Here is a 17,401-nt window from a genome sequence, read left to right as displayed (position 1 = left end):
ATTTCTTCCTCCTGAAATCCCTTTCCGCCGACACTTGGCTGATTAAATTCCAGAGCAACCGGCGCACCGCTCATATCCGCTGCGCGACACGTGTTCAAAAAACATGCTCACACCACCTCTCTTGCTTATGGGAGTCTGACGGTTCACCTCACATAGAGGGAATCTGCCGATTTTTGCCGAAGGGGTGTGGTGAAGGGGTGTTGCCGCTGTAACCCGCATGGTTACTGGGTTTCAGGCTATTCAGGGCGTCTTATACAGGTTAAGGGGTGTCGTAAAGGGGTGTTGTTGCCCAGGTAAGAGGTGTCGTGAAGAGGTGTTGCTGCTGCAACCCGCATGGTTGCTGGGTTGCAGTTTTTTCAGGGCGTCTTGTGCAGGTTAAGGGGTGTTGTAAAGGGGTGTTGTCGCCCAGGTAAGGGGTGTCGTGAGGAAGTGTCGTCGCTACAGTCCCGGGACTACGGGGCTTTCACAGCTACAATGTGCTGTATGACAGCGGCGTATCGACGACGGATGACGACAGAGAGTCTGAAGGCATTCGTCAGCGCGCACTGTGACAACAAATGGTCGATAAATGACGACGCTCTGGGCTGAGCGAAAGGGCGTGTGCACTGAATGTGCAGCAGATGACGACCTAGGACTGCATCCTTGAACGCCGTATGGGTCAATAGGTAGAGGCGGGCCAAGAGTGCTCACTTGACCAGCCTGCAGCCTTGGTTGCCCGAGGAGAACCGAGGTCGAGCACGTGGTGTCGTGCTATGTCCTCCCGCAAGTCATAGGCGATGAAGCAATCCGCCTCGACTGGGGCTGGATCCGTAACCAAGCCTGGCGGCGCGCATATCGCGAATCAATGACGCAGAGCGTCCTGCTTGGCCATCGTATCTGCGCGTTCAGCGTCTTTCAGCCATGCCTGAGCGATGGCCTCAAGCAGTGTGTTGGTACGTGCGAAATCCAACGAGGCATCAGCCCATTCTTGTGCTTGACGGGCCAAACTCCTCTCCTGATCACCGCCTTCCCCTATCGCTTTGCAAAACACACCTCGCATATTGAATCTTTCGATGCGAATCCCGAGTTCTACCTGAGAAGAAGCAAGCGTCTCGATGACATGTCTAACTGCTTCATGTGGCCATGCTCCATCCTTTGAGCTCAATGGTGCATGTGCCAAAACTTGGCCGATCAATTGATCAGTGATGTCCTGACGATTCTGCTCCGCTGCCAAGCGCTGGATCTCAAGACACCAGGCTAGTAGCACATCCTGGTCGACATCTTGATCAGACTGACCTGGCAAGGACTTTAAGCTTTTCAATAAGCGATAAGCATTAGTGGCTCGGCTTTTCTGCAATGCAGAAGTCTCCACTGGTTTTTCGTCCTTGGCTCTAAACACTTGACACACCATTTCCATGAAGAAGCTGGGCTGTTCAAGCAGCATTTTATGCAAGGCTTTTGGATCGTTGCGTAGCATCGGGAGGTAGGTAAACTCAAGACTCGCAATTTGTTCCAGCGTGGTATCCGGTCGGTCGGCCAACTCACTAATGACTTTCTCAATGTCAAAGAAGTTGGTGGCCATACGATCGCCAGGCTGGGAGTTTTGCTCCTCAACGCCCTCGATTAGCAGCGCTACAACATCCTCTGTCGGAATCTCACCGAGTCTGCGGGATACCGCGCTCAAGCCGGCGACAGGACGCCCAACCTCTCGATACTTGCGGACTGCATGGAGCAGCTCATCGGTGCTTACTTCAAGCGGGTAGGGTGTTTTCAGAGACCAATAGGCTTTCGTTACCTCGTCTCCGAAGGACTCGATGTACAGCCATGTCTGCATATTCTCCGGGATACGTTCGATCATTCTAACTACACGATCAGAACCTAGGCCGACTCTCAGTACTGCCGAACGCGCCGCCTGCTTCCACTTATCTGAAAAGCGAGTGATTCCATCCGACATCACTGCTCCAGCAGCAAACTCTAGCTCCTGCACTGCGCTACTTAGCAGGCCAGTGAACAACGCGAGGCGCTCGTCGTAAGACATGTCAAGACGCAATGCGGAGTAAACCACGGAGTGCGGAATCTTGACGCGGCTCGTCATCTGCAAGATGCCCTGAACGCCCAGCGCCTCATACACCGCCTTCAGAGCCTGCAGACGGGCATCCTCCACAACCTTGGTTGGGTCAGCATCATCGTCATCAAGGCCGTCCACAGGCGGCATCCAATCGTCGAACAACCAAGTGTGGTTCTCTACTAATGCTTTAGGGGCATATCGGTCGACCAGGGCAGCCAAAAGCTCAATACGCTCATTCGGCATCGCCCAATCTGTGGTCGAATATTTCTGGTGATGCTTGACCTCCAGATTCAGGGCTTTCCAGATTTGGGTTCTGTCGTCAGTGTCGACGGCGCTTAGCACTTCACCGAGCCGTTCGACAGCAGACTCGAAAGGATCGTCATGGAAGGTCTGCATTGAGTTAATCAAGGAAACCCAGCGCTCCGCAATCGAACCTGCTTCATCTATCGCCAGTGCGATGATCTTGGCTTCACTCTCCCAGACCAGACCATAAGTCAGGGTCTCAGCGTGATCCTGCTCGTATTCCCGAAACTTCGGTTTTTCGGTTGGAGAGCTGGTATCCCCTGAACGGGGGAGCAAGCTAGTGAGCAGCGGCCAAGCAATGCTCGGGACAGCCTTCACAGTTGACTGCAGAACGGCCAACCGACGCTTTGTTCCCACAGATGTACTTGGTACCCAAGAGAGGAAGATTGCGCGCAGACTGTTGATAGGACGGTTGCTCAATTTGCCGCCCGGGTCGATTGCGGCAAGCTTGGCAAGGCACAGCACGGCCCTCTGAAAATAAAAGGCATCCCACGCGATTACTTCCAGTGCCCACAACAAACCGCAGTGGTATGTCACTGGTGTGAGCATTCCGGGGTGCTCGTCGAAAATGTGCCGGATTGACGGCGAGTCGCCCTCAAGCTGGCGCTCGAGGGCTTCAAGAAAAGGGCCAGGAGATGCCTCAGCAAGCAGCGCAAGATTTTGGTTCAGGCTTGCCATCAACGTATGGTTGGTCGACAGGCCGTGAATCGACCTAACCAAGCCATCTACAAAAGCTTGCGGATCACCCCCCGCTACCGTGAAGCCAGCATGCTTATGTAGTACTGCCATATGTAGCAGCGTGGTCATCAATCCGTTTCTGAGTTGTTCGCTGTGCGAGGTTTCCAGGTCGCGCTTGTTGCGCAATACGAATGGTTCGTCTGCAGTCGGAGGCTTATGCGAGGCCACAGCCGACTCGAAAACAGTGGTCAAAGCCGCTTTGAATAGGTCAAGGTGCTTGCGTCCGACCCGAGGAGCAAGGTGCAAGAACGCATCTACTGGGGCTTTTGTCGCCCACAAATTCTCAATGCGTTCGATGGGCGAATCCTGCATGACCAAGAATCTGAGCAGCTCATCCTCGGTTTCGTCATAAGGTTTCTGGCTGAGCGAGCTGAGAACTTGTTGATCATGTTCGATATCACAGACCCATGCTCCTGCAAGCATTGCTGGTATTAATGCATCAGCCTCGCCGATCCATGTTGGCAACTCAGCGGTACCGCTAGGCTTCTGTCGAGCCAGGACCGCCAGGCTCCGACCACATTTGCGGGCAGTTTCATACCCTTCGCTTTCAGACATCCCCATGCCGGTGAACGCTTTACCAAGTTGGGCGCTGGTCGGTCGCGTCAGCTCGACATGATCGCTCTTTTTGTCATCCGCCCCGGCACTTATCACTGTAGGGCCAGAAGTCTTGAGGAGTCCAACGCAGCTGCGCGCACCGTTTCTGGGAAGATAGATAAGGTTGCACGTGTTGACTAAGTGCCTAGCTGCATCCTCTGTCTCAACAACCAAGGTGCGAGCTTCGAGCGGTTTGCGCACAGTTTCGGGCGCCTTGCGAATAGCGGCGACTGCAAAGGCGATGACTTCATCGGTAGTGTCCGCAGCAAACGCCAAGCGTCCACTTCCCTGGGCCAGGTTTCGCAGCAGATCTTCAGCCTGGGATTCACGCCCTGCGAGCAGAACGTCTTCCGACAGTGCAGGATCAAAACGGTTGGAAAAGGACTGCCAGAACTCTTCCGTGCTGAGCACACCTTGTTGTGGTGCGCTCCTGAACTGGTAACGGGCCCATCGGGATGCTACAGCCGGACTTTGCCCAAGCCAATCCTCCAGCAACGGGCCATCAAGGTAGACGACACGCTTCCAATCCCCTTGGTTGTTCTTTTCATCAAGCCAGTCCTCAACCTTTACCTTGGGCGTGTCCCACGTCCTTGGCGATACGATGACCAGGGTGTGCTGAGCACGGGTTTCTGCATCCACCTCGGCGGTGCGCTTGTTATAGTCACCTTGTGCCTTAGTTTTGCCTGCGCCATTAGTCCCGAATTCCCAAATCGACTTTCCGTCGGGCACGAATGGAGAGGTTGAATCGACATCAAGGTAGCCATCAAACCCTCGGATTTGCCCCATGTCACCCTGCAGAAATCGAAGCCGCTTGACCCTCAATGTTGTGGCCCAGATCAGGTCAGCCACCAGTTCGGGCATTTTATCCTTGGCTTGGAGGGTGTCGGCCCACTGCCCTAATTCAAGCGCGCTGATCCATTTCAACATATCTCTCCTTTCACATGGTGCAGCGGTGGTGGCCGAAATAGCGCGGCTCCTTAGCAGAAACGCACTCTACCGCACGCCAGAATAAAACTGCCAGGTATGCAGCGGGTACAGACAGACCTTGTGCCGAGCTCCCGAGCATCTAAAAAGAGTTATCTCCACTTGAGCGAAGAAAACTCCTCCCAGCCAGGGTAAGGCCACCTACAAAACCTGCAGAACTAGGTTTCGTAGGTTTTGTAGGTCGCCCTGTCAGCCTTTTTAATAAAAAAGCTGGGTAGGAGTTACGTTTTTCGCCAGACATAGCGTGTCGATGGGCGGCCACCTTTTTCTCCGGCCACCTCGTAGCCAACGATGAATTCGTGCTCAGCCAGCACTGCGAGCGCGTTATTCACGGCGTCCTGCGAGCCCAATCCCGTCCAATCCTTCTGGCGCACCTCTCGTGCGGTAAACGGCTCGGGTAATTTCAGCTGACGTTCTAGGAGCAACCGGGCCCCCAGTAGTGGGGCGTTAATTGCTGCACCGTACAACCGCTGTGCATGGCTCATCAGGTAGGCCGCCCAGCCGATTGCTCGGGTAGCCGCCTCTGCACTGACCACTTGCTGTCCTCCGCCGATAAGCTCGAATAGAAGTGCTAATCCGGCAATGGTCTGCGGTATTTTTAGGAAGTGGGATTGCAATGCTGGATGTAATTCTTCCCTACGGCTTTCCCGCATGTGACGGGTATACCAAGCGTTAAATATCTCCTGTGCCTCCGGGCTGAACCTGAGTGCAGAACGAGGCTCATCTGGTATTTGGTCGAGCTGGTCGATAACCCAATCCACGCGCTCAGTGGCGGCTTTGTTCGGCCAGCGGTCCACCAGACGCCATTCGCGGATATCGTCGGGATAAACGGCGAGTTGCAGGCGCTGAATAAGGCCGTCATCCAATTCACCGCTGATCGCGGCGCGCACCAGCGATGCGATTCGTGACGGTTGAACGCCGCCGATCAAGGATAAGCAGCATGACTCAATGAAAATGGTGCCGCGCCCAATGCGGTCGTAGGTGAATGAGCCGTTGCCATCGAAACATTCCAGGTAGAACGCTCGCGCAACAGAACCGTCCTCGCTCTGTATCGTCGCCAGCCAACCCCCCAGCTCGTCACGCACGAGCAGCAGGCCGTTCGGGTTTTCGTTAAGCAGCTCGCCGAGTTTCTCGACAGTTGAGTCGTTGATGATGTACCGGCGCAGGACTGGAGCCTGCATGTCGCTGGATAGTCTGTTCAGTTCCGCCAAAGCTGCGTTCTTGTCGCCGCTACCGAGAAGTTTTTTTGCCTTGGCCTTGGCGGCGTTGCGCTCCATTTCGAGCAGCTCGCTGCTGGCCTTGTGCTCGGCCTCAGCCAGGCCGTACTGTTCTCGCGCTCTGGATTCCAGGGCATGCAGTGGGCGAAGTGCCTGTTTGAGTGCTGGCGATTTCATCGCTGATGGCCGACCAATGATGACGCCCCACTGGTTGGGAACGACTATCCAATCATCGTGCTGTTTCGGGTGGATGGTAAATTTGCGCCCGACCACGGCGCTGACAGCGACCACGAGTGCGACTCCAATAAAATCTGGCGGGCACTGAGTGCGTTCAGCGACATCACGCACATATTCCCGCAGATCGGCTGGCAGTAGCTCGTCATGCCAGGGCATGACCCTCGTTAATTCACACGGGAGTGGCTTTGGCGCAATTCCTGGGCTCAGATATGAGGCACGTGCCGGCTCGGGCATCTCTGCCAAGAATGGCGGGATCTGCTCGTGTGTGGTCATTTTTCATCTCTCTTGAAGAGATCCTGAGTGACATCATCGCGTTCGCTGATCTTACTCTCCAGCCAGGCCTCCACCTCCGCGACGACGAAGTAAACGCCAGCCTGTTTGCTCGGGCCAAATTTGATGGGGCGAGGGAAGCTGGGATCGGTTTCGCGCAGCTTTTCGAGGCCGGAGCGGCTCTTGTCAAAGCAGTGCTGCAGAGAGGTGTGACTGATCAGGTATTTCTTGGGGCATGTGTCGGCATGTGTCGGCATGTGTGGGTCTCTGTGTGTAAGCCGACACAGATTTAATACCCCTGACAGACCGCTGTGGCGCGTTTTCAAACCGGAAAAGCGACGGAAAACGTTTCGTCGGTTGTTGAGGTAAAGACGAAAGCCGCGGATGGGCTTCTCCCGCTAAGTGATTGGCTGGTCAATGAAGCCTAGGATCTGCAGCGACTTGGCAATCGACGCATTGCTGATGGCCGTGTGGCACCGCAAGCCACAGCAGCAAGTGATGATTCATTGAGACCAGGGTAGTCAATTCAGTAGCCCAGATTGGCAAAGCTTTTTGAAAGCCAACAATCTGATCAGCAGCATGAGCCGTCGAGGAAACTGCCACGACAATGCCGTTGACGAGAGCTTTTTCCAGCTGTTGAAGCGGGAGCGAGTCCGACGAAGGATTTACGCAACACGAGACGAGGCCCGGAGTGATATTTTCGATTACATCGAGATGTTCTATGACCCTAAACGCCGACACGGCAGCGCTATGCAGCTGTCGTCAGTAGAGTATGAGAAACGCTATTTTCTGAGCTTGGAGAGGAATTCAGTGGCGATTCAGTCTCACTGGCCTTTTCTTGTATCTTTTTATGTTCTAGCTTGCGCTTTTTCTCATTGAAGCGCTCTTCTTTAATCATTTCTATCATTTTTATATGAAACTCCTGGCTTGTTTTTCCGCAGTAATCCTGAAGAAAATCGTAGTCGTCACTGTAAGCTTCAAGATCTTTCCCAGCTATGATTTTTCCTGGTATTTCAAGTCCTGGCGCAACTGCTAATGGTTCTATTTCCATGGCTGTAGGTGAGTCATGAGGTTCTGATATGGTGATTTTTATTTCGGCTATGGGAACTTTTTTTGAATCCCGAAGGTAACTTAGTATGAATTTCCTAGAATGTCCCAGGCTTGCATAACCTTGTAACCCAGGGGCGTCGCTGTCGAGGTAGAAGTACCAAGATATAGGGTTGTATTTGCAAATTCCTTCTGAAAACATTTCGCCATGTACAGATCCCGAACCTTCGGCTGACTCTATGTTTACGACGAAGCGAGGCTGGTCAGCTGGGGGTTCTGGGTAGTCTCCAGTGATTATGGTGTACTCTGTTGTCGTTGAGAACTTTCCTGACCAAAGTCCGTGCTTGTAAAAGTACTTCTCGCGGAAGTCTGGGAAGTCAATGGCTAATCCTATGAATAAGCCAACTACGCCTATTGCCGCTATTAATGTGCTAATTTTTTTTAGAAATATCATCTTCTTGCCAGCTCGTATGCAAGTCAGCCTGAGTTTAATGGTAAGAACGAAAAACGTAGCATCCTCGATCGTATCTAACCCTGGGTTTCTTAACATCGGTCGTTGAGTACAGGGCATCAATAGCTGTGCCGCTAGATTTCCATTGTCGCCCAATAATTGATAGTTTTCTGATCAATTTTGGTTAGGAGACGCTGGTAGATCTGAGTCCTAATGCCCACCTTTTTGCCCATCGTCTGGGCGTTCTGGGCATATTGCTGCAAGGCAATTTTCATGAATCCGTTGGACATTTTGGATTTCAAGTGCAGCAAGGTTCTTTGATCGGCGAAGACTTCAGCACCTACTAGATCCATCGTTCGTGTAGAGGTGTTGAAATTTTTCTGCTTGTTGAAATCAAGGGCATGCATCAGCTCGTGATGTAGCGAGTTGTACCGCCAGAGCCAAATGAGATCCTCACGGGTACCCTCAGGCATGCAGCTCTCGTTAATGAAGACCGCGCTACGACCACTGCCGCCCCGTAGAAAATTGATAGTTACGCCTCCGGCGTCACTGGTTCTGTAGGTAGCCAAGTCAGCCGCTTGATCGTTGAAATAGAGCTTTTCGTCGTACTCAACTCCGCACAGTCGTAGAAGGTCAGTTTCCTCCTTCATCTGCTCGCGTGGTACCAGATATATATCCTTCGTCAGGCCAGCGAAACGCGCCCTTAGCTCGTTGAAGGCACTCTCGAAAACTTCAACACCCATCATCGCTTCGATATCCCTGCGCCTATCCGCAATCGTAGATGAGCGCCCAGCCAGGAGATGAACAGGGCGCGCTATAAAAGCTGTCATTAAGCTGGCATTCCCGAGCCAAAACAGCCCATTCAGGCACAAAAAAGGCACTTGCTTTATCTGCTAAGTGCCTGATTTGTATAGCTTATTTGGTGGAGCCGGGGGGATTTGAACCCCCGTCCGCCAGTACTCCGCTGTCGGTACTACATGCGTAGCCGTGTCTATTAAGTTAACCCTCAGCGACCCGACGGGCAGGGTGCTTTGGGCGAGTTGTGTAAGTTTTAGCCGCTTCGTCCACAACGTACTGCACGGCGATTCTGTTCTATATGACAATCACTTTGGGTTTACAGACATCCCCTGGTGATTGCTGGACCCGAAGGTACCAGAAGCTCAGGATCTAAGGCTGCTTACGCAGCGATAGCGTATTCCTGGCCGTAGGTTTCGTCATTGGCAACTATAGGAAGTTGCAACAGTGGATTTACGAGTTCTGTTACCAACTCGGCATGCACCTAAAGTTTCGCAACCGGCGTCGAATCCTAAACGGCCCCGAGCCTGGCGCTTCTTGAAGCTATTGAAGCGGCAAGCATCTGCAGTGTACGCCAATCCGCGTCCGAGGCCAACCCGAAGGTTGGCCCGAGGCGGTCAGGAGTTTTTACCGTCTTTACTGACCTTCTGGATATCCTGGATGGTCTGGGTGGTTTCGGAGATGCATTTTTCGGTGCCTTCCTTGGTGTTCTGGGCTTGATACGCCTTGGCTTGCTGGACGCTGGCCTCAACGCGTGCACTGACGTCCGGCGCCTTGATTTGGTTTTTGGCGTTGGCAATGGTTTGCAGGTTGGCCTCACAGAGATCTTCGGTGCCGCCAGCGGCAAACGAGGACGACGCCAGCATGGAGGCAGTGACGAACAGACCTAGCAATACAGAGCGTTTCATGTGTCTCTCCTTGAACCGAGGGCAGGCATCGCCGGCCATCAGTACGGCTACCAATTTAGGGACGGTCCCGCATTTGCGGGACTTGATCAGTGGACTGCGACCCTGCGCCAGGGTTCTATTTTTCTTTAGGTCGTCCTGGCCTGGGTCACCCGATCCACTAAGTAGACCAGCCCGTGGTAGTCAATGGCGCCGTGCTGCGTAAGACCGATCTCACAGGTGCGGCTGGTGGAAATTCCTTCGCTGCAATGCTGCACCGCGTCCTTGAGCGTGCGCAGCGAATGGGCGTTCAACTCCGGTGTGGTGAAGCCTTTGTCGCCAGCGAAACCGCAGCAGTGAATGCCTTCCGGGACGACCACGTTCTTGCTGCACTTGCGCGCCAGGTCGATCAGCGCCTGGCTTTCGCCAAGGTGCTGCGTGCTGCACGTGACGTGCACCGCGATGGGCGCTTCTTGGGGGGTGAAGTCGAGACGATCCATCAGATGGGTGCGAATGAAGCGCACCGGGTCGTACAGATCCAGGCGCACATCGCCAAGGTCCTGGACCAGCCGCAACGTGCAGGGGCTGGTGTCGCAGTAGATCGGATCGAGCCCGCCGCGGCTGGCATGCAGCAATGCGCCGATCAGTTCCTGGCGTTTGTGCTCGGCCTGTTCGACGTAGCCTTTGGATGCAAAAGGTTGGCCGCAGCAGAGGCTGTCCACGTTGTCGGGAAAGATGACCTGGTAGCCGGCCTTTTCCAGCAGTCGTTGGGTTTTTTCGTACAGCGACATCTGCTCTTTATCCCCTGCCGCCGGGCCCATCACCCGCGACACGCACGCCGCCAGGTACACCACCCTCGGGCGTTCGTCCGACACGGCAATGCTTACGCGGATGGCCTTTTCCGGCTGGGGCATGGCGTTGGTCCACTGCGGAACCTGGCCCTTGGATAGACGCGTCAATGAGGCCGACAGTTTCGCCAGGCGGGGCGCTCCCAGCAGCATGCGCGCACCGTTGGCGACGTGCAGGGCAAAGCGTGCGCCTTGCAGTGTGGTGGTGAAATTTCCTTCAATCCAATCGGCAGTTTTCGTCCTTGTCGCGTCACGGCTGCGGAGCTTTTTCACCAGCTCGCCGGTATTGATGCCTACCGGGCAACGTTGTGCACACAAGCCTGTAGCGGCGCAGGTATCGATGCCCTGGTATTGGTAGGCTCGTTCCAGTTCGTTGGTGTCGGTGCCGGCGCGTTTCTTCGCCTGAATATCGCGCCAGATCACGATGCGCTGGCGCGGGCTCAAGGTCAGATCCTTGGATGGACACACCGGTTCACAGAAGCCGCACTCGATGCACTTGTCCACAATCTCATCTGCGGCCGGCAGCGGTTTGAGGTGCTTGAGGTGAATCTGCGGATCTTCGCTGAGCACCACGTCCGGGTTGAGGATGCCTTTGGGGTCGAGCAGGCGTTTGAGCTGCCACATCAACTGGTAGGCGTCGCTGCCCCATTCCAGCTCGACGAACGGAGCCATGTTGCGCCCGGTGCCGTGTTCGGCCTTCAGCGAACCGCCGAATTCCACCGCCACCAATTGCGCCACGTCATCCATGAACGCCTGGTAGCGTGCGACTTCTTCAGGGTTGTTGAAGCCTTGGGTGAAGACGAAGTGCAGATTGCCTTCCAGTGCGTGTCCGAAAAGGATCGCTTCGTCGTAGTGATGTTTGTCGAACAGCTCGATCAGGCGGTTTACGCCGATGGCCAGTTGCTCCACCGGAAAGGTCACGTCTTCGATGATGACCGTGGTCCCGGTTTTGCGTACGGCGCCCACGGCTGGAAAGGTGTCTTTACGGATCGCCCAGAGCCGGGCGTTTTCCCGTGGGTCTTCGGTAAAGTCGACCTGTTTTTCCACTGGGAAGCCGGCCAGCGAGGCCATGATTCGGGTCAGTTGCTCTTGTAGCAACGACGAGGAGGCGGCTCGGGATTCGATCAGCAGGGCGCAGGCATTGATCGACAGATGCTGTACGAAATCCGGCATGCCCGGCTTGTCCTGCACCGAGCGCAGGCTGCGGCGGTCCAGCAGTTCCACGGCCGAGACGGGCTGGCTCTTCAGCACGGTGACGGCGTTGCAGCAGGTTTCCACATCCGGGAACACAATCAGCGCCGAGGCTTTGTTCGGATGGTCGATGACGGTGTTGTAGGTCACCGCGCTGATGAAACCCAGGGTGCCTTCGGAGCCCACCAGCAGGTGGCTCAAGATATCCACAGGCTCGTCGAAATCCACCAGGGCATTGAGTGACAGGCCGGTGGTATTTTTCAGACGGTATTTGTGGCGAATTCGCGCAGCCAGTTCGGTGTTGGCGCGGGTTTCGCGACCCAGATTGGCCAGGCGTTCCAGCAGTTCGCCATGGCTTGTACGAAAAGCCGCCACGCTGGCGTCGTCTTCGGTGTCCAGACGCGTGCCATCGGCCAGTACCAGGCGGATGCCGGCCAAGGTGTGATAGGTGTTCTGCGCGGTGCCGCAGCACATGCCACTGGCGTTGTTGGCGACAATACCGCCGATCTTGCAGGCGTTGATCGAGGCTGGATCAGGGCCGATCTTGCGCCCGAACGGTGCCAGCCAGGCGTTGGCCTGGGCACCGATCACGCCGGGTTGCAAGCGAATCTGTGTACCTTGTTCGCGAATCTCGCGGCCGTTCCAGTTATCCCCAAGCACAATCAGCACCGAGTCGCTGATGGCTTGTCCGGACAGGCTGGTGCCGGCGGCGCGGAAGGTGACCGGGACCTGGTCCCGTTGGGCCAGTTTCAGCAGGGCGATCACTTCATCTTCGGACTCGACCCGTACCACCAGTTTCGGAATCAGCCGATAGAAACTGGCGTCGGTGCCGAAGGCCAAGGTCGACAGCGGATCGTCGAAACGTCGTTTTTGCGGAATCAGTTGCTGTACGTCACGCAGGAAAGAGGCCGGAAGGGTCATTGGTCCTCCAGAATCAAAACCACCAGATCCTTCGGACCATGGGCGCCATAGGCCAGGACTTGTTCGATGTCGGCGGTCTTGGACGGGCCGGACACCAGCAGGGCGTTGGTGGGCATGCCTTGGGCCCATTCGAATTCCTGCTGCACCTCATAGAAGTTGTCGCGGATTTCGCTGGCCTTGAGCAGGGCGAAATGCACCGGTGGCACCAGGCTCATCAGGCGCGGCTCTTCCCGCGTAGGCCAGAGGATCAGGCTGCCGGTAGCGGCGATGGCGCCGAGGGTCCCGGTCAGACTGGCCGGGGTGTCATTGAATAACTCGGCCTTCCATTCCTCTATTGGCCGGTCGTAGGCCTTGAGTGCTGGCAGGTCTGGATTGTTCGCCCAGAACTGTGTGATTTTTTGCCCGTGCGGCGTGGTCGGGGCGATGAGCAGGCTCGGCAGCTGGCGGTCACGCAGCAACTGCGCCAGCAGCGCGGGCCAGTCGTCACCGGACGTCAGATGGATTTCGGTGTGCACCGCCTCCATCAGCTTGCGCAATTGCGGGATACGTTCTTCGGGCGCATAGCGGTACGTTTGCGTCACCAGGTCGACATCGAAGTTGTCGGCAACCGGTGTGGCGCCTGTCAGGCTTTTACGCAGCTTGGCGAGGATATTGTCCTTGGCGCTCATCAACGGTCTCCCTGCTGGTTCAGGTGTTCGCGGGCCAGGTCATGCAATGAGCGGGCGGCGGGTTTGGGGGCGCTGTGGTTCTGGGTCCACGGGCCGACGTTTTTAGGCGTCAGGGCACGCAGGCGCGTGGCGAGGAAACCGAACAGCCGATACAGCCGCGGCGAACTGTTGAGCCGGGCCCAGGCATTCCAGATGAAGCGTTCCTTGGGCGAGTATTTGCTGCCCTGGCCGCGCATCACTTGGTTGGGGCTGTCCGGCGCCTTGACGTTTTCTTCCCGCAGCCGCCGCAGCAAAGCCGGGATTGGAATTTTTACCGGGCACACTTCACCGCAAGCGCCGCACAGTGAAGACGTGCTCGGGTGGTCCGGCACCTTGGCCAGGCCGACCATGTGCGGCGTAATGATTTTTCCGATAGGCCCCGGGTACACCTCGCCGTAGGCATGACCGCCGATTCGGGTATAGACCGGGCAATGATTCATACAGGCACCGCAGCGGATGCAGTTCAGGGTCTGGCGCAATTCGCTGTCGGCAAACGCCTGGCTACGACCGTTGTCCAGCAGCACCAGGTGAACTTCCTGAGGGCCGTCGAGTTCGTCAGGCTTGCGTGGGCCGGAGATCATGTTGACGTAAGTGGTGATCGGCTGGCCGAGGGCCGAGCGGGTCAGCAGTGAAAGCAGTGGCACGACATCGCGCAGGTTTTCCACGACTTTTTCGATGCCGGTCACGGCGATGTGCACCGGCGGTACGGTGGTGGACATCCGCCCGTTGCCTTCGTTTTCCACCAGCAGCAGCGTGCCGGTTTCGGCGACGGCGAAGTTGACGCCGGAGACGCCGATGTCGGCTTCGAAGAATTTCTGCCGCAATACCTTGCGACCGATCTGAATGAGTTGGTCAACGTCCTTGGTGTACTCCACGCCGAGTTTGTCGTGGAACAAGGACGCGACCTGACCGGCGTTCTTGTGGATCGCCGGCATAATGATGTGTGAAGGCTTCTCGTGATCGAGCTGGACGATGTACTCCCCCATGTCGGACTCGAGACATTCAATGTCCCGAGCCTCGAGGAAATGGTTCATCTCCATCTCTTCGCTGACCATCGATTTGCCCTTGATCACTTGCCGCGCCTCGTGAGCCCGGATGATCGAGAGGACGATGCCATTGGCCTCGTCCACCGTCTCCGCCCAGTGCACGTTCACACCGTTGCGGGTCAGGTTGGTTTCAAGTTGCTCGAGCAGGTCGGGCAGCTTGGATAACGCGCGGGCGCGGACCGCATTGCCCAGCACCCGCAGGTGTTCTCTTTCGTGGGCATCGCTGAAGGACGTTGCCCGCTTGGTCATCAGTGAATCCATCGCGCTGCGAAAGTTGTTTCGCAGTTGCGTGTCGTCCAAAGCCTTGTGGGCCCGGGCGCGAAAATCTTCCTGCACCTCAATGGTCGGGATCAGCGTCGGCGTGCTCATGCGGCACCTCCGGTACGCTGCCAGAGGAAACTCGCCAGATGCTGGCCGCGTAACGCCTCCTGCTGTTTTTCCAGCGCGCCGTTGATGTTCATCAAGCAACCGCAGTCGGCGCTGACGACCTGATGTGCGCCGGATTCCTTCAGCGCTCGGGTCTTGTCGGCCACCATCGCACCGGAAATATCCGGCATGCGCACGCTGAACGTCCCACCAAAACCACAGCATTCACTTTCGTGGCTGTGCTCGACGCGTTCCACATTGCACAACTGCGCGAGCAATGCGCGACCGTGCAGGTGGGTGTTCATTTCACGCCGTGCCGAGCAGGACGTGTGCAGCGCGATTTTTACCGGCTTGCCGCTGTCCTGCAGCTGCACCTTGCAGACAAACAGCAGGAATTCGGCCAGTTCATAGGTCCGCGCCGCCAGGGCCTGGACCTGCTTGAGCGTCTCCGGCTCGTCCTTGAACAAGTCGGCGTAATGCTCGCGTAGCATGCCGGCGCAGGAACCCGAGGGCACCACCACCGGATAATCTTCGGCAAACAAGGCCAGTTGCGCCCGCGCCACCGTCCGCGCCTGCTCGGTGTAGCCCGAGGTGTAGGCCGGTTGGCCGCAGCAACTTTGCCCTTGCGGGTAGTCCACCCGGATCCCTTCGCGCTCCAGCAGATGAATCGCATCCATCCCCGCTTCGGGATAGAACAGGTCCACCACGCACGTTCCGAACAGGTAGACCCGACGAGGTTTCTCGCTGGGGTACTGCCGAGGCTCGGGCAATGGCGGGGCGACGCGGGTCGCGTTGGGTACGGCGTTGTAAAAAAGCTCGCTCATCAGGCGTGTCTCCGGGTGGTCCCGGTTATCCGTCCGCTGAGGCTGCTGAATATAGCCAGGAAATCTTTCAGCAGCCTTGCAGACCCGGTTGTGAATAGCAGACGCCGAATCACGGTTCGGCGTCGGTTTTTCCAGTATTGCGTGTATGACTTAATGAACCAGCATGCCGGTGAACCAGTAGGCCTGTGCCAACGTGATCAGGCCGACAATCGTTGCAAAGAATAGGCTGTGTTTGAGGGTGAAACGGAACAGATCCGATTCCTTGCCCACCAGCCCGGTAGCCGCGCAGGCCACTGCAATCGATTGTGGCGAAATCATCTTGCCGGTCACGCCGCCACTGGTGTTCGCCGCGACGAGCAAGGTGTCGTTGACGCCGAGTTGGTGCGCGGTGGTGGCTTGCAGCGAGCTGAACAGGGCGTTGGACGAAGTATCGGAACCGGTCAGGAACACACCCAGCCAACCCAGGAACGGCGAGAAGAACGGGAACGCCGCGCCTGTTCCAGCCAGCACCAGGGCCATGGTCGACGACATGCCCGAGAAGTTGGTAACGAAGGCGAACGCCAGCACCATACCGATGGACAGGATCGGCCAGCGCAGTTCGAAAAAGGTCTCTTTAAAAGTGGTAAGACCAGTTTTGATGTTGATCTTCAGCACCAGCATCGAGATCAGCGCGGAGAAGAAAATCGCCGTGCCGGTCGCGGAAATCGGGTCAAGCTTGAACACGGCCGGAATGGCGGTGGGGTTGATCACGATGGGTGCGACCTTGATCACCATCTGGTCCAGGTGCGGGATGGCGAAGTTGAACACCCAGCCGTACATGGACCCGCCAGCGGCGAACATCGCCTTGAACGGTTTCAGGGTCCAGATCGTCACCAGCACGGTCAGGATCAGGAACGGCGACCAGGCCTTGATAATTTCCCCCAGGCTGTAGGGCGAAGCCACGGTGCTGCGCGGTTGGCCGAAACCGCCGACGCTGGCGGTAACCGCTGCGCTGGAAGTGGCGCCGGCAATCTGGGCGCCCGCGGTGCGCTTGGGCTGCCAGACTTTCAGGAACAGGGTCAGGGAAATCAGGCTGGCCAGGGCCGAGGTGATGTCCGGCAGTTCCGGGCCAATGAAGTTGGACGTGAAGTATTGGGTAATGGCGAAGCTCAAGCCTGCCACCAGCGCGGCTGGCCAGGTTTCCCGCACGCCGCGCAGGCCGTCCATCATGAACACCAGCCAGAACGGCACGAACAGCGATAGCAAGGGCAGTTGGCGACCGGTCATGGCGCCGATCTTGAAGGCGTCGATCCCGGTGACCTGGCCGGCCACGATAATTGGAATACCCAGCGCGCCAAACGCTACCGGGGCAGTGTTGGCGATCAGGCACAGGCCCGCGGCGTACAGGGGGTTGAAACCCAGGCCGACCAGCAGGGCGGCAGTGATTGCCACCGGAGCACCGAAACCGGCGGCGCCTTCCAGGAACGCGCCGAAGCAAAAGCCGATCAACAGCACTTGCAGGCGTTGGTCATCGGTAATCGACAGCACCGAGCTGCGAATCACCTCGAACTGACCACTCTTGACCGTCAGTTTGTAGAGGAACACGGCGGCGACAATGATCCAGGCGATGGGCCACAGGCCATAGGCAAAACCATAGCCGGCGGCGGCAAACGCCATGTCCGCAGGCATGTTGAACGCGAAAATCGCCACGGCAATGGCCAGGGCCAGGGTGATGCTGCCGGCCACGTGCCCCTTGAGGCGAAACACCGCCAGGGCCAGGAAGAAAAATACGATGGGAATGACGGCCGCGAGTGCGGACAAGCCAAGGCTGCCGAGCGGGCTGTAGAGCTGTTGCCAGGTTTGCATAGTGGGTGGGCCCCTAATTGTTGTTGGTCAGGCACTGCCAGCGTTTTTGGTTAATTGGTAATACCAATTTACAATCGCTGTTGGCT

The 17,401-nt window shown here is 56.7% G+C and carries 11 protein-coding genes, 1 other RNA gene and 1 pseudogene; 1 reads left to right on the top strand and 12 read right to left on the bottom strand.

Translation table 11 applies throughout. The features are described 5' to 3' along the window. Positions 1–841: 841 nt before the first annotated feature. The 3 genes from GN234_RS14245 to GN234_RS14235 form a co-directional block, all read right to left on the bottom strand. Entirely contained in the window at positions 842–4,609 is a 3,768-nt protein-coding gene (locus GN234_RS14245; RefSeq protein WP_176688645.1) for a hypothetical protein, read from the bottom strand. Positions 4,610–4,887: 278 nt separating this feature from the next. Then, positions 4,888–6,276 carry a YfjI family protein gene (locus GN234_RS14240; protein WP_176688644.1) on the bottom strand — a complete coding sequence of 463 codons (1,389 nt, stop codon included), beginning with the start codon at positions 6,274–6,276 and terminating at the stop codon, positions 4,888–4,890. A 113-nt stretch (positions 6,277–6,389) separates the two neighbouring features. Then, entirely contained in the window at positions 6,390–6,647 is a 258-nt protein-coding gene (locus GN234_RS14235) for a helix-turn-helix transcriptional regulator (protein WP_176688643.1), read from the bottom strand. A 145-nt stretch (positions 6,648–6,792) separates the two neighbouring features. Between GN234_RS14235 and GN234_RS14230 the strand changes: the two are divergent. Continuing rightward, positions 6,793–7,179, top strand: a pseudogene (locus GN234_RS14230) (DDE-type integrase/transposase/recombinase); the annotation flags it as partial. On the opposite strand, the gene GN234_RS14225 reads toward GN234_RS14230, so the two are convergent. From GN234_RS14225 to GN234_RS14185, 9 genes are all read right to left on the bottom strand, one after another. Beyond that, positions 7,139–7,891, bottom strand: a complete 753-nt coding sequence (locus GN234_RS14225; protein WP_176687558.1) for a hypothetical protein — start codon at positions 7,889–7,891, stop codon at positions 7,139–7,141. The pseudogene GN234_RS14230 and the gene GN234_RS14225 sit on opposite strands and share 41 nt — an antisense overlap. Before the next feature lie 131 nt (positions 7,892–8,022). Continuing rightward, positions 8,023–8,718: a hypothetical protein gene (locus GN234_RS14220; RefSeq protein WP_176688642.1), complete on the bottom strand. Its 696-nt coding sequence runs from the start codon at positions 8,716–8,718 to the stop codon at positions 8,023–8,025. A 90-nt stretch (positions 8,719–8,808) separates the two neighbouring features. Continuing rightward, positions 8,809–9,206: a transfer-messenger RNA gene (gene ssrA, locus GN234_RS14215) on the bottom strand. Positions 9,207–9,300: 94 nt separating this feature from the next. Further along, entirely contained in the window at positions 9,301–9,591 is a 291-nt protein-coding gene (locus GN234_RS14210) for a hypothetical protein (RefSeq protein ID WP_176688641.1), read from the bottom strand. A gap of 125 nt (positions 9,592–9,716) precedes the next feature. Continuing rightward, on the bottom strand, positions 9,717–12,527 hold the full coding sequence (locus GN234_RS14205) for an FAD-binding and (Fe-S)-binding domain-containing protein (protein ID WP_176688640.1): 2,811 nt from the start codon (positions 12,525–12,527) through the stop codon (positions 9,717–9,719). Continuing rightward, positions 12,524–13,195 carry a LutC/YkgG family protein gene (locus GN234_RS14200; protein ID WP_163855357.1) on the bottom strand — a complete coding sequence of 224 codons (672 nt, stop codon included), beginning with the start codon at positions 13,193–13,195 and terminating at the stop codon, positions 12,524–12,526. Before GN234_RS14200 ends, GN234_RS14205 begins: the two co-directional genes overlap by 4 nt. Further along, a complete protein-coding gene (locus tag GN234_RS14195) occupies positions 13,195–14,649 on the bottom strand; it encodes a LutB/LldF family L-lactate oxidation iron-sulfur protein (RefSeq protein ID WP_176688639.1) in 1,455 nt (484 codons plus the stop codon). The genes GN234_RS14200 and GN234_RS14195 overlap by 1 nt, the downstream gene beginning before the upstream one ends. Continuing rightward, positions 14,646–15,470, bottom strand: a complete 825-nt coding sequence (locus GN234_RS14190; protein WP_176688638.1) for a (Fe-S)-binding protein — start codon at positions 15,468–15,470, stop codon at positions 14,646–14,648. The genes GN234_RS14195 and GN234_RS14190 overlap by 4 nt, the downstream gene beginning before the upstream one ends. A 150-nt stretch (positions 15,471–15,620) precedes the next feature. Continuing rightward, positions 15,621–17,315, bottom strand: a complete 1,695-nt coding sequence (locus GN234_RS14185) for a lactate permease LctP family transporter (RefSeq protein WP_176688637.1) — start codon at positions 17,313–17,315, stop codon at positions 15,621–15,623. Between the last annotated feature and the right edge of the window lie 86 nt (positions 17,316–17,401).

Origin of the sequence: Pseudomonas bijieensis (genome assembly GCF_013347965.1) — a bacterium.
In the GTDB taxonomy this organism is placed as follows: Bacteria; Pseudomonadota; Gammaproteobacteria; order Pseudomonadales; family Pseudomonadaceae; genus Aquipseudomonas; species Aquipseudomonas bijieensis.
The sequence above is the reverse complement of the archived record's forward strand: the minus strand, read 5'-3'. Positions and strand labels throughout refer to the sequence as shown.